14 protein-coding genes are annotated in these 13,555 nt (G+C 41.5%); 11 read left to right on the top strand and 3 right to left on the bottom strand.

Translation table 11 applies throughout. The features are described 5' to 3' along the window. Positions 1–304 precede the first annotated feature (304 nt). Positions 305–1,507 (top strand): hypothetical protein, encoded by a 1,203-nt coding sequence (locus ACSX1H_RS00920; protein ID WP_439181643.1) that lies wholly within the window; start codon positions 305–307, stop codon positions 1,505–1,507. A gap of 107 nt (positions 1,508–1,614) precedes the next feature. On the opposite strand, the gene ACSX1H_RS00915 is transcribed toward ACSX1H_RS00920, so the two are convergent. Beyond that, on the bottom strand, positions 1,615–1,914 hold the full coding sequence (locus ACSX1H_RS00915; protein WP_439181642.1) for a Dabb family protein: 300 nt from the start codon (positions 1,912–1,914) through the stop codon (positions 1,615–1,617). Positions 1,915–1,968: 54 nt separating this feature from the next. On the opposite strand from ACSX1H_RS00915, the gene udk reads away from it, so the two are divergent. Then, positions 1,969–2,586 (top strand): uridine kinase, encoded by a 618-nt coding sequence (gene udk, locus ACSX1H_RS00910; protein ID WP_439181641.1) that lies wholly within the window; start codon positions 1,969–1,971, stop codon positions 2,584–2,586. Between the two features lie 5 nt (positions 2,587–2,591). Then, positions 2,592–3,308 (top strand): 3'-5' exonuclease, encoded by a 717-nt coding sequence (locus ACSX1H_RS00905; RefSeq protein WP_439181640.1) that lies wholly within the window; start codon positions 2,592–2,594, stop codon positions 3,306–3,308. Here the strand turns inward: ACSX1H_RS00905 and ACSX1H_RS00900 are convergent. Together ACSX1H_RS00900 and ACSX1H_RS00895 are read right to left on the bottom strand one after the other, a co-directional pair. Then, the gene (locus tag ACSX1H_RS00900; protein ID WP_439181639.1) at positions 3,305–4,111 is read right to left on the bottom strand and encodes an alpha/beta fold hydrolase; all 807 of its coding nucleotides are present in this window, start codon (positions 4,109–4,111) and stop codon (positions 3,305–3,307) included. The two genes, ACSX1H_RS00905 and ACSX1H_RS00900, sit on opposite strands and share 4 nt — an antisense overlap. 3 nt (positions 4,112–4,114) lie before the next feature. Next, a complete protein-coding gene (locus ACSX1H_RS00895) occupies positions 4,115–4,834 on the bottom strand; it encodes a pyridoxine 5'-phosphate synthase (RefSeq protein ID WP_439181638.1) in 720 nt (239 codons plus the stop codon). A 169-nt stretch (positions 4,835–5,003) separates the two neighbouring features. On the opposite strand from ACSX1H_RS00895, the gene ACSX1H_RS00890 reads away from it, so the two are divergent. From ACSX1H_RS00890 to ACSX1H_RS00855, 8 genes are all read left to right on the top strand, one after another. Continuing rightward, positions 5,004–5,669, top strand: coding sequence for a CBS domain-containing protein (locus ACSX1H_RS00890; protein WP_439181637.1), 666 nt, complete (start codon positions 5,004–5,006; stop codon positions 5,667–5,669). A 16-nt stretch (positions 5,670–5,685) separates the two neighbouring features. Further along, positions 5,686–7,119 carry a POTRA domain-containing protein gene (locus ACSX1H_RS00885; protein ID WP_439181636.1) on the top strand — a complete coding sequence of 478 codons (1,434 nt, stop codon included), beginning with the start codon at positions 5,686–5,688 and terminating at the stop codon, positions 7,117–7,119. A gap of 132 nt (positions 7,120–7,251) precedes the next feature. Beyond that, on the top strand, positions 7,252–8,130 hold the full coding sequence (locus ACSX1H_RS00880) for an NAD kinase (RefSeq protein ID WP_439181635.1): 879 nt from the start codon (positions 7,252–7,254) through the stop codon (positions 8,128–8,130). Positions 8,131–8,235: 105 nt separating this feature from the next. Next, on the top strand, positions 8,236–9,000 hold the full coding sequence (gene porG / locus ACSX1H_RS00875; protein WP_439181634.1) for a type IX secretion system protein PorG: 765 nt from the start codon (positions 8,236–8,238) through the stop codon (positions 8,998–9,000). A gap of 16 nt (positions 9,001–9,016) precedes the next feature. Beyond that, positions 9,017–9,760, top strand: a complete 744-nt coding sequence (gene uppS, locus ACSX1H_RS00870) for an undecaprenyl pyrophosphate synthase (RefSeq protein WP_439181633.1) — start codon at positions 9,017–9,019, stop codon at positions 9,758–9,760. Positions 9,761–9,843: 83 nt separating this feature from the next. After that, on the top strand, positions 9,844–12,450 hold the full coding sequence (gene bamA, locus ACSX1H_RS00865) for an outer membrane protein assembly factor BamA (protein ID WP_439181632.1): 2,607 nt from the start codon (positions 9,844–9,846) through the stop codon (positions 12,448–12,450). Between the two features lie 65 nt (positions 12,451–12,515). Beyond that, the gene (locus tag ACSX1H_RS00860; protein WP_439181631.1) at positions 12,516–13,028 is read left to right on the top strand and encodes an OmpH/Skp family outer membrane protein; all 513 of its coding nucleotides are present in this window, start codon (positions 12,516–12,518) and stop codon (positions 13,026–13,028) included. Positions 13,029–13,042: 14 nt separating this feature from the next. Beyond that, entirely contained in the window at positions 13,043–13,555 is a 513-nt protein-coding gene (locus ACSX1H_RS00855) for an OmpH/Skp family outer membrane protein (protein WP_439181629.1), read from the top strand.

The raw sequence follows: 13,555 nt of genomic DNA, 5'->3' as shown, positions 1-13,555 counted from the left end.
AGCCGTCTTTAAAAGGACGGCTTTTTTGAGTTTACAGACTGGTGCTTACCAGTTTATATCTTTTATTGCCCGCTGTATCATTTTTAATCGCAGGATACAGCCATTAAGCAACAGGATGGCACACTCTCGCGACTAGATAATTTTTGTAATACGTGTAACTAATCGCTCCGTTGTCTCATATACAGGAAAGAATATTTAAAAAGCGATCCATCAGATTAAGCCTGTTTTGAGAGGAAGGTTCTTCAATAGCCAGTTTAGCTGATGAATTCAAAATGGTGTCAAACAATCTAATGACCACTTGTATATGAGGGGATTTGTGTGGATATTATTGGCTGGTGTTGTTTTGCTGGCGGCCTGCAATGACGATATGAGTATGGAGGCGTACAGTAATCGAGGTGCTGAACACGATAAAAGTGTATTGGATGCCAATGCTGAAAAGTTAGATGATCAGCTTTATCAACTCAGTAGAACGGATTTTGCCATTTTGAGCCATGCAATGAGTGAGCGTCTGAGTGATGAGGCAACCGGCAATGTGCAGTTCTTAAAAGCAGTGGTGAATATTGGGCAGCTCATGTATCAAAATGAATCGGAAGACTGCTACTTCGAAGAGTTGATGAAGTTAACCTTTGATAAAGATTATTATTGCAGTGTTCTGGAAAAGGAAGGCTGTGGAGAGTGGCAGTGGAACGGAACCACGGCTTCTTTTGAAAAGCTCAAAGAGCATGAGACAGATGTCATATTTAAGTTTCCGGCTAGTGAAAACCTGGAAGGTGATACCGCTGTGTTGACCATTTCTGATATGCTTTTTTACAATGGCTCCTTCCCCCAAAAAGGCGATGCACTGGAGGATGGAACGGTTTTGGAACAGGCGCTCCAAAAGTTGCATTTCAACATTAAAATCAAGGATGAACTCATATTGGCCAGTAATGTTAATGCCAGCTTTTCGGATGATGGTTTTTTTGAAATAGTGGCCATGTCCTTTAATCCGCAGCCCTTTAACTTGAGTGGTGAATTGGGTGTAGAGGATGAGAGTGGGTATTGGACACTGGGGTTTAACCATGGTGATGATGCCATTTTCAGCAGCCATCTTGATATGGTGTTTGATAAAGGCAATAACGACATGCCTGTTACAAGCATTGTTAATAACTTTACTCTTGAAGAGGTGATGGTGTATACTGAGGCTAAAACCGGACAGCTATACAATGAATTAGTGCGATTGAGTGCGCTTGATCCCGATAGCCGGGCTTACGCAGAAGATTTGGCAAGCGCTTTAAATGAATTTGCCTTGATGAAGTTGAAATACCAGTCTGATAATAGTTTGATAGCCAATGTGGAGGCATTGGCCGAGCCTTCTGGTGAAGGCGATGCCTGGGAAGTTGATTTGGTATTTGAGTTCAGTGACGGGTCACTTGAATCTAGTGAAAAATATTTCAAAAATTACCTGGTCGAATTTAAAATGGAGCTGGAGCAGTTAATAGCTGATTTCCGAGGTAAGTTTGGTTTTTGACTCTTGATGCCTGATTATATAAAATCTGATGAAGTAAGAAAGGTGCTGTGAAGCACCTTTTTTATGTCATACAGCTGTGGGGTCATTCACAGCAACAAAGTTCTTCGTTAAAACTCAAAGTCCACGCAGGAACGCTCCTCTAATACTTCTCTGAGTATTTTACTTACCGCCAGATGATCGGGGTGTTGAGCGTAAATCTCGAGCTCTTTTAAGCTGTTAAAGGTGGTGGTCAGGGCAATGTCAAAGGTTTCGTTGGGATTGCAGTTTATGCCTACTTCAATTGATAGTAGGGCATCAATTTTATCTTCCAGAGCAAGCAAGCCATCCTTAATTTCTGTGAGCTTGGCCGATTTTAGCGCCTCGTTATCAAAGCTTTTTAGCTTAAAGAGAACAATATGTTTAATCATAATCGAATATTTTACTTATTTTGTCTGTATTAAAACCATCACAAAATTAGTAAAATGCTGATAATTGGTATAGCCGGAGGAACCGGTTCGGGTAAAACAACAGTTGTTCGCAAAATAATGGAACAATTGCCACGGGGAGAAGTAGCTGTTCTGCCTCAAGACTCTTACTATAAAGACAGCCGGCATTTGCCACTTGAAGAACGGCAAAAAATAAATTTTGACCACCCTAATGCCATTGAGTGGGACTTGCTGATTAAGCACATCTCAGAACTAAAAGCAGGGCGGTCGGTCGCAATGCCACAATATTCTTATTTAACTTGCACGCGCGCCGACGAAACTGTTGAGGTGGTGCCCCGTGATGTAATAATTGTGGAAGGGATTTTGATTTTAGGTCATGCACAATTGCGGGAGTTGATGGATTTGAAGGTGTTTGTGCATGCTGATGCTGATGATCGTTTGGCCCGTGTTATTCAGCGCGATATTATGGAGCGGGGCAGAACGGTTAACATGGTGCTCGACCGCTATGAAGAAACGGTTAAGCCCAGTCATCTTCAGTTTATAGAACCCACTAAACGTTATGCCGATTTGATTGTGCCGCAAGGTGGTAATAACCGTATAGCGATTAATATACTAACTCACTTTATAGAACGCAATATAACCAGTTTAAACTAGTGCCTATGCTTGATAATGTTAGAGTGGAGGATATCATGTTTCTTGATATTGAAACGGTTCCGCAGGAAGCGTCTTTTGATCACGTTAGTGAGGAGTTGCAGGGTTTGTGGGAAAAAAAATCGGCCTACTTTCGTCAGGAGTCCGAGTCGGCTGCAGATGTTTACGGAAGAGCAGGTATCTATGCCGAGTTTGGTAAGATAATTTGTATCTCGGTTGGGGTAATTTCAGCTCGGGGCGGAAATCGTATTTTTAGAGTGAAATCATTTGCCGGTGATAATGAGCTGGTGCTGCTCGAAGATTTTGGACAGATGCTCAATCATTTTGCGCGCGATGCACAAAAAAATATCTGTGGACATAATGCCAAAGAATTTGATTTCCCTTACATCGCACGGCGCATGCTGATTAATGGAGTGCGTTTACCACCCATATTGGATGTTGCCGGCAAAAAACCCTGGGAAGTTAAGTTTTTAGATACGATGGATATGTGGAAATTTGGGGATTATAAGCACTATACTTCTTTAAATTTGCTGACCACTATTTTTAAGATTCCATCACCCAAGGATGATATTGATGGGAGCCAGGTGGCAAGTGTTTTTTATGAAGAAAATGACATTGACCGCATTGCCAGGTATTGTGAGAAGGATGTTTTGGCAACGGCTCAGCTATTTCTGCGCTTTAAAGGAGAAGAGTTAATTGATGAGGATGCTGTTGAGCATGCCTAGTCCAGCAGGAAATAGGCCAGTGTTTTAATCAGTAAGTCGGGTTGCTCGGCATGGAGCCAGTGGCCGGCTTTAGGAATGCTTACCACTTCTGCATTTTTAAAAAACTTACGGATGATAAGGGTGTCTTCATCCATGATGTAGTCCGATTCTTCACCTCTGATAAAAATCGACGGAATTGTGGAGTGGTGGTCGTCTGGATTCAGTTGCGAAAACCCATCCATAATTTGATCAAGCGTGCTTTTTATAACCGGCAAGTTTAAGCTCCATTGATAGGTGCCCCCTTTTTTGCGTTCAACGTTTTTAAGCAAGAACTGTCGAAGTTTCACATTTGGCAGGCTTGCGCTGAGCTGACGATCGATATCGCGTCTCGACTCAGCCGCGTCAAGTTGCAATTTTAGCAGGCTGTCAATAATCGAATGATGGTTATTAGTTATTTGAGCGTAGTTGCTGAATGAGGCATAAGACTTAGGGGCAATGTCGAGTATAACCAGCTTATTGATGCGTTCAGGATAAGCCAAAGCAAAGCGCATTGCAGTTTTTCCACCCATTGAGTGTCCTGCCAGGTGCGCTTTGTCAATTTTGTTGGCATCAAAAAACTCAAGCAAATCCTTCGACATGCTCTCGTAATTGTGTTCATCGCTGTGTGGCGACTGGCCATGATTCCTTTGGTCAATTAGGTAAATGCGATAGTCGTTTTCTAGCTGACGTGCTATCGACACCCAATTGTCGGAGGAGCCATAGAGCCCATGCAAAATTACCAGTGCCGGGCCATTTTTACCATATTCGCGATGATATAATTTCATGCATTACCTTTTTACAAGTTGCTGCTGGTAAAGCTGTATGGTTCTTTCAAGCCCTATGTAAAGAGCATCACTAATGAGCGCATGGCCTATTGAAACCTCTTTTAGGTAGGGAATACACTCGTTAAAATACTTTAGGTTGTCCAGGTTCAGATCGTGTCCGGCATTGATTTTTAAACCTATTTTATTCGCCAGTTCAGCGGCTGCCACAAAAGGGGCAATGGCTGCTTCACGATCTTTGGCAAAATGTGTGGCGTAAGGTTCAGTGTACAGTTCAATACGATCCGTGCAAGTTTTTACCGCCGCTTCGATATTTTTTAGGTCGGTGTCCACAAAAATAGAAGTACGTATGCCTGCTTCGCTGAATCGACCAATAACATCTTGCAGAAAACTCATGTTAGTAACCGTATCCCAACCGGCATTGGAAGTTAAGGCTTCTGGTGGATCGGGTACCAGGGTCACCTGGTGCGGGCGAACGGCCAAAACAAGATCGATAAACTCTTTTGACGGGTAGCCTTCAATGTTAAATTCTGTTTTAATCACCGGGCGAATATCATACACATCTTTATACCTGATGTGGCGCTCATCTGGTCTTGGGTGAACTGTTACACCATCACCACCAAATTCCTGAACATCAACAGCTGCTTTCAATACACTGGGCGTATTCCCACCTCTTGAATTTCGAAGTGTTGCAACTTTGTTTATGTTAACACTTAGTTTTGTCATTATTCTTTTATTGATGAACACCCTATTCGGAGTGATTAAATGCAAAATAAACTATCGTCTATTTTTGTTTGTTATAATGTTTGACAGTATTTTTAATACTCAAACAATTACACCGTAAAAGGGTTTTCAGTTGTCGCGCAAAATTATAAAGTATTTCGAAAAGTAATCTATGTTGGCAAAAGAATTAATATCAGAAGTTGTACCGTCTCTAAAAACCTCAGACACGGGACTTGATGCGCTTAACTGGATGGAAGTATTTAGGGTGTCTCATCTGCCCATTGTTAACAACCGTGCCTTTTTGGGGGTAATAAGTGATGTTGATATCTACGATCTGAATAAAGCGGAAGAAGCTTTGGGGAACCACTCTTTGTCCTATGCCAGGCCATATGTATTTGAGCATCAGCACATATTTGATGTTATTGAAGTAGCTTCCCGCCTAAAGCTCACCATTGTACCTGTATTGGATAAAAATGAGGACTATCTGGGCTTAATAACTCAGAGTGATTTGTTACACACCTTTGCAGATCTGATTGCGGCCCACACGGCGGGTGGTATCATTGAGTTGGAGCTAATGCCGCACGATTACTCCCTGGCCGAAATATCAAGGGTTGTGGAGGATGCAGATGCTAAAATATTGAGCTTGTATGTTTCTCAACCAGTTGGTTCAGAGCGGTTGTGTGTGGCAATAAAACTAAATCGAATCGATGTGCAACCTGTTCTAAACGCCTTTGATAGATACAATTATTCAGTTAAAACAACTTATGTTGGCGATAACTCATATGATGATACTGTGAAAAAAAACTACGATGCGCTGATGAGGTATTTGAATATGTAGGGAAAAATGATTGTGTATGATAGGTGAATGTGTTTCGGCTGGCAGGTTATTATACTTGTGTATAGTAATGTATGTGAGTGGGCTGTCTGTTGATGCCATGGTTCCTAGTGATACAGGCAAAAAGCAAGCAGATGATGGCTATGTTTTGGTTCAGCAAATCATCATTACCGGTAATAAAGTGACCCGGCAGAAAGTCATTCTCAATGAATTAATATTCAAGAAAGGCGATCGATTGTTGGTTAACCGGCTTGGTCAGATTTCCAGACGGAGCCGGCATAATTTACTCAATACCTCCTTATTTAATTTCGCCGCTGTTCACTATACGATTCAGTCTGATAATACAGTTGTTTTTCACATAAATGTGGATGAGCGATGGTATTGGTGGGTGTTTCCAATATTTGAGGTGGCTGATCGTAACTTGAGTTCATTTTTTAATAGCGGTGACTGGTCACGTGTTAACTATGGGGTTTACCTCAAGCGCGATAATTTCAGAGGACGGAACGAAAAGATTACGGCACGGATTCGCTTAGGTTATACCACCCAAATTTTATTGGGGTATGCGTCGCCAGAGTACAATAAAAAAGCCGGGTGGGGAGCAATGTTTAGCTTTCGGATGGCCGATCAAATACCTTATGGCACTGTTGATAACCGGCAGGTTTTTACGGCTTTCACCGATGAGATGGCTCAAATGGCTTATGAGGGCGCTGTCTATTATTCTTTGCGGGCCGGATTGTATCAGCGTCATAAACTTGAATTGCGCTACCAGCACTTCAATGTGAGTGATTCAGTGTTGTACCTAAATCCGGCTTACCTTACAGAGGGAGACAATAAACTTCAATTTTTGCAGCTTACCTATGAATTTGAGCACGATAAGCGGGATTCGAAAGTTTACCCGCTCAAAGGAACCAGGGTAAAGTTTGAGGCTGTTCAGTCAGGATTTGGTTTATGGCAGGATGGGTTAAAGAACCTGAAGTTGGGAGGGTATCTGGATAAGCATTTTCGCCTCAATAATCGCCTGAACTGGGCCAGTATGTTACATGGAGAACTCAACTCCAGTAATGCATTGCCCTATGTTCTCAATGCCGGAAGTGGTTACGATAGTTTTTTAAATGGTTACGAACTGTATGTTATTGATGGAACACGCCAGTTTACTGCAAAAAATTATTTGCTGTTTACGTTGCTGCAACCGCGGGTGAAAAACCTTGGTTTTATGCCCTTAACTCAATTTGCAAAAGTAAACTATGCCTTTTACCTAAAAGCGTTTTATGATTTTGGCTATGTTTGGCAAGAGAATCCCTCAATAACTAATACTTTTGTAAACGATTGGCAATATGGCTATGGAGCGGGAATTGACTTTGTGACCTTTTACGATATGGTGTGGAGTTTTAATTATGCCATTAACAAGCATCGGCAGCAAGGTTTTTTTGTTCATTTTAATTTAGCCATTTAAACGCCCGAACTGGTGTTTGATGTGGTAAACATATGCGTTCGTTAGACGAGATGAAGTGCTGCTTCTGATCGCACAACAAAGGGATGTAATAGAGGCAGGTAAGAGATAATATTAATTGATAAACGAAGCGTTATGCGGATTGCGGTTTTTGGGAAACAGTTTGGAGAGGTTTTTTTTAACGCCTGTAAAAACTTGTTTCAAATTCTGAAGGAGAATGAGGTAGAGGTCATAATACACAAGCCATTTTACGATTTCTTGCTGGCTAATGTCAAGATGAAACCCGAAGTAGATGCGTTCTTTAGTACCCATGATGAAATCATTAATGTTGATCTGGTCTTTAGTATTGGAGGTGATGGGACATTTCTTGAGTCAGTTACCTATGTGCGAGATAAGGGAATACCGATTGTTGGGATAAATTCAGGCCGTTTGGGGTTTTTGGCAGATATCTCACAAGGTGAAATGAAAGTGGCTTTGCGGAAATTGATTGAAGGAAACTACCGCTTGCGTCAGTTGGATTTACTTCAGCTGGAAACTGAAGGGAGCCATTTTGGAGAGTGTAATTTTGCCCTTAACGAGTTGGCCATATCTAAGCGCGATAGTTCGGCCATGATTACCGTTCATACCTATGTCAATAATGAATTTCTAAACTCTTTTTGGGCCGATGGCCTAATCATTTGCACCACTACTGGTTCAACCGCCTACTCCTTGAGTGTGGGTGGTCCTATATTGCATCCGGATAGTAAATGTTTGGTAATTACACCCATAGCGCCACATAACCTAAATGTTCGACCCATTGTCGTGCCCAGGGATGTGGAGGTTACCTTGAAGGTAGAAGGTCGGGACTCTAAGTTTTTGGCTTCGCTGGACTCCAGGAGTGAAGTATTCGAAAATACAGTAAACCTGAAAGTGAAGAAAGCTGAATTTAGCATTAATGTGATTGAATTGGATGGACATTCGTTTTTTACAACTTTACGTAATAAGCTAATGTGGGGTGTGGATAAGCGCAATTAATATTATTTTAGTGCAATATTTTTACCGAAATAGTGTTTGAACATATGTATCATTGTAAATACTAATGAGCAATGTCTTTCCAAATAATCCTGGTTTTTAATTAAAATGCTAATAGCCACACATTATCGAGAGTTTTTCTCAAACATAATCTCACGAGTACTCCATCTGATAGCGCTCATTGTGTTGCTCTTAGGTAGTCAGCCTTTAAAATCGCAAGACAGACTTGAACTGGGAGCTTTTGTCGGCACATCCTACTATTTTGGTGATTTGAGTAAAGGAGTGCCCTTCGCTAATTCTCATTTGGCCTTTGGCGGAATAGGGCGCTATGTGTTTACCGACCGGGTGGCGCTCAAAGGAATGGCTTTGCTGGGAACGATAAGTGGTGATTATCACGGGCAGGATTTAAAGTACTTACAAACAACGGATAATAATTATTCCTTCAGCAGAAGTATCGGAGATGTATCGGCACAGATAGAGTTTAACTTCATGTCGTATGACCATAAATTTATATCAACAACTACCTTCACGCCATATATCTCAGCCGGTTTAGCTACAACTATTTATAACAGAATTGATACAGATATTGAAAATTCTGCGGGCAATACAAGTTTTATATTATCTTTGCCGTTCGGTATAGGTGCAAAGTATAAGATTAACAAATATGTTCGGATTGGTGCCGAATGGACTGTTCGAAAAACGTTTGTTGATGACTTAGACTATGTGGGACCGGGGAGTGTTGATCCTTCCAACCCATACGGATTTGGAGAGAGCACCTTTACTCACAATAACGATTGGATATCGTTTGCGGGTGTATACGTTACAATTAGCATGTTGAAGCGTAAAACCAAATGTAATGATGGTATAAAATAAAAGACACGTTGAAAGTATGTCGTTAAAAGACGAACTGATACAAGATAGGCTGCCAAATCATGTAGCTATAATAATGGATGGTAACGGGCGATGGGCCAAACAACGGGGAAATTCGCGTATGTTTGGTCACAAGCATGGAGTTACTGCTGTGAGAGAAGTTACCGAAGCGGCTGCCGAACTGAATATTAAGTACCTTACTTTATACGCCTTTAGCACCGAGAACTGGAGCCGTCCCAAAACAGAGGTGGATGCGCTCATGAGTCTTTTGGTTTCTACAATAAGTTCCGAAACCGGCACCTTAATGAAAAATAATGTGAGGCTTAATGCCATCGGATGTAAAGAAACATTGCCTCGCGGTGTTCAGGCCAAGCTTGAGGACTGTATAAAAAAAACAAGTGAAAATACCGGATTAACCCTTACTTTGGCGCTCAGTTACAGCTCGCGCTGGGAGATTATTGAAGCCTTCAAAGGAGTGGCTAAACGGGTTAAGAATAATGAGTTAAGTATCGATGATATTGATGCAGATCTAGTGTCAAGCTATATGGCAACAGCTGGTATACCCGACCCTGAACTAATGATTAGGACAAGCGGTGAACAGCGAATAAGTAACTTTTTGCTTTGGCAGTTAGCTTATTCTGAGCTATATTTCTGCAATATTTTATGGCCCGACTTTCGGAGAGATGATTTTTACAGGGCTTTGCTTGATTTCCAGGGGCGCGAAAGACGCTTCGGAAAAACAGGCGATCAAATTAAAAAATAATTGGTTAGTAGCAGTTAGAATGAGTGAGGGGACGAAAAAAGAAAGAAGCAGACTGACCTAAAACGAACAAACTATTGAATTGCATGGAAGGTAATATGCGTAGTAAGTTATTCTTTGTTTTCCTTTTTATATTATCCATTGTTAATATAAATGGGCAAACAAGTGATGTTCCAAATATATCATACTCGGGCACTCCTCGAAAATATATAATTGAAGATATTGAGGTAACGGGAGTTAAAAATCTCGACCCGAAAATTCTGGTTAATATCAGTGGACTGAAAGTGGGACAGCAAATTACCATACCTGGTGATGAGGTGTCTGAAGCAATTAGGCGTTACTGGCAGCACGGACTTTTTTCGGATGCAAAAATAAAGGCCAAAAAGATAGAAGGTCGTCAGGTGTGGTTGGAAATATATCTGCAGGAACGGCCACGTCTTTCCGAGATGTATTTTTCTGGTTTAAAGAAAAGCGAAATCGAAACGGTAGAAGAGAAAGTGGCCATGATGAAGGGGTCGCAGGTGACACCGTTTATGGTCGCACGAGCCGAAAAGTACATTAAAGACTATTTTGTTGGCAAAGGGTTTTACAATACCGAAGTAAACATTGTTCAGAAGGACGATCCTTCAAAAGCTAACCATGTTACGCTCGATATTAACGTTGATAAAAAGGACAAAGTTAAAGTCAGATCTTTGGTGTTTGAAGGAAATGAGGTACTTACAGATAGTAAGTTAAATCGGACCATGAAAAAAACCAATGCGAAAGGCAAGCTCTTAAACTTTTTCAGGACCAAGAAGTTTGTTGTTGAGAAATACGAGGAGGATTTAGCCGCAGTTATTGATAAATACAATGAGTTGGGGTATCGTGATGCCCGTATTGTTACTGAAGAGGTATCTAAAAACCTTGAGGATAATACAGTTGATGTAAAACTGGTTGTAGAAGAAGGAGATAAGTATTATTTTGGTGATATTACATGGGTGGGTAATACCATTTATCCTTCTGAGATGTTAGCCTATGACTTACGAATCAAAAAAGGCGATGTTTTCAATCAAACTTACCTCGATGAGCGTTTAATTAGTGATGAAGATGCGGTACATAGCCGCTACATGGATAACGGATATTTGTTTTCTAACATTACACCGGTTGAAACAGGCGTTCGCGGAGATACAGTGGATATTGAAATGCGTATCTACGAAGGACAGCAAGCCTCTATAAATAAGGTGATTATCCGTGGTAATACCAAAACACACGAACACGTAGTGCGTCGTGAGATCAGAACAAAGCCCGGACAGCTGTTTAGCAAGTCTGAGTTGATCCGTACTGTACGCGAGCTGGCTCAGCTGGGTCATTTCGATCCGGAAAACATTTCTCCTGATGTGCAGCCAAATCCTGATAACGGAACGGTTGACCTTGTGTATCAGCTTGAAGAGAAAGCCAATGACCAGATTGAATTATCAGGTGGTTGGGGTGCTGGTATGTTTGTGGGTTCTTTAGGGTTGAAATTCACCAACTTCTCAATGCGTAACTTTTTTAATAAAGAGGCTTGGCGCCCGCTACCAACTGGTGATGGTCAGACTTTAGCCTTGCGAGCGCAAACCAATGGGAAGTTCTATCAGTCTTATAGTCTGTCGTTTACAGAGCCTTGGTTAGGCGGTAAGAAACCTAACTCCTTGAGTTTCTCCATCTACCACTCTATTCAAACTGGTGTAAGTTCCAACTATTACGATCCGCGATACAGTTACGGCGGCGGGTACGGAGGCTACGGTGGTGGCTATGGATATGGTGGTGGCTACGGCTACGGCGGAGGTTATGGTTATCAGGATCCGGATGACATTGATCAGCACATGAAAATTTCCGGAGTGTCGTTAGGTTTCGGTAAACGCTTGCGATGGCCAGATGATTTCTTTTCGTTGTACACAGAAGTCAGTTACCAACGTTACGATCTGCTCGACTGGAATTACTTTATTATGCAAAATGGAATTTCCAATAATCTTAACTTTAAAGTTATGTTGAGCCGACGGTCGATCGATAATCCGATCTACACGCGTCAGGGATCTGATTTTTCTGTTGGGGTTGAGTTCACGCCACCTTGGTCTGCATTCCAGGAAGGAAAAAATTGGGCAACAGCCACAGATGAAGAAAAGTACCAACGGATCGAATATCATAAGTGGAGTTTCAAAGGTGCCGTTTACAAACCTGTCGACCCTGCCAACAAACTGGTGGTGATGGGAAAAATGGAAATGGGTTTTCTTGGTTACTATAATAAAGACCTTCAGTCGCCCTTCGAGAAGTTTGTGTTAGGAGGTGATGGCATGTCGGGCTACAGTATGTACGGAAGTGAGACCATTGGATTGCGGGGTTACGAAAATTCTTCGCTAACCCCATACAATACACAGGGATCCTATGATGGTAACATTTACAATAAGTTAACCATGGAAGTCAGGTATCCATTAGCACTGCAGCCATCCGCAACAGTGTTTGCACTCGCTTTCCTCGAAGCAGGTAATGCCTGGAGTCAGTATGAGGATTATAATCCGTTTGAACTCAAGCGATCCGCCGGGGTTGGTCTGCGTATCTTCCTGCCAATCTTTGGGTTAATGGGTATCGACTGGGGATATGGATTTGACGAGAGTTTATACCGAAGAAATGCCGGAGGCAGTCAGTTCCATTTTGTAATTGGGCAAAGTTTCTAATAACTAGTGGAATATGAGTTTGGTTTGATTTTTGTTTGCACTTAAGTGTACTAAAAAATAGAGCTATGAAAAATATCCTATTATTTTCATTATTGTTACTCGGGCAAACTATTTTTGCTCAAAAGTATGCTTTTGTTGATTCAGAATATATTCTTCGTAATATACCTGCCTATGAGGCTGCTAATGAGCAGTTATCACAATTATCGGCTAAGTGGCAAGGGGAGGTTGAGCAGCGTTTCGATGAGATAGCCCAACTGTATAAGAACTATCAGGCTGAAAATGTTTTCCTTTCCAATGAGATGAAGACCAAGCGGGAGAACGAAATTATCGAAAAGGAGAAGCAAGCTAAACAGTTGCAGCAAAACTACTTTGGACAGGATGGTGAGCTGTTTCAACGGCGCGAAGCCCTTGTGAAACCCATTCAGGATGAGATATATAATGCGATAACCGATATTGCGGCAGAAAACAACATTGCCGCTGTGTTCGATAAAGCTTCAGGGATGGGCATTATGTTTGTCGACAATAAGTACGACATTAGTGACGACGTGCTTATCGAGCTAGGTTATAAAAGTGAATAACTAAAAACGAGAATATGAGAATTTACTACACACTGGTTGTTGTTTTATTATTGGCCGTTGGTGCGGTTAATGCTCAGCAACCAATGAAGTTTGGGCATATAAACAGTGCTGAAATATTACAGGCAATGCCTGATTTAAAGGCGATTGAGCAGCAAATGGAGAGCGAGTTTGCATCCAAGGAATCGCAGTTAATGACCATGCAGGAAGATTTAAAAAACAAGCAACAAGCCTACCAACAGGAAGCAGAAGGTTTGTCCAAAGCTGAAAGAACGGCTCGTGAGAAGGAAATTGTTGAAATGAATCAAAAGGTGCAGAATTACTACATGCTCTCTCAACAGCAGATTCAAGCCAAACAAAATGAGTTGCGGGCACCGATTATTCAAAAGCTACAGGCTGCTATTCAGGAAGTAGGCGATGAAGAAGGATTTTTATATATATTTGAGCTGACAAGTCGTGTACCTGTTTATGCCTCTGATAAAAGTATTGATGTAGGTCCTTTGGTAAAGGCTAAATTGGGTATTCAGTAA

The sequence above is a fragment of the Carboxylicivirga taeanensis genome (assembly GCF_051851475.1).
GTDB lineage: Bacteria > Bacteroidota > Bacteroidia > Bacteroidales > Marinilabiliaceae > Carboxylicivirga > Carboxylicivirga taeanensis.
This window is presented reverse-complemented; position numbering and strand designations above follow the sequence as displayed.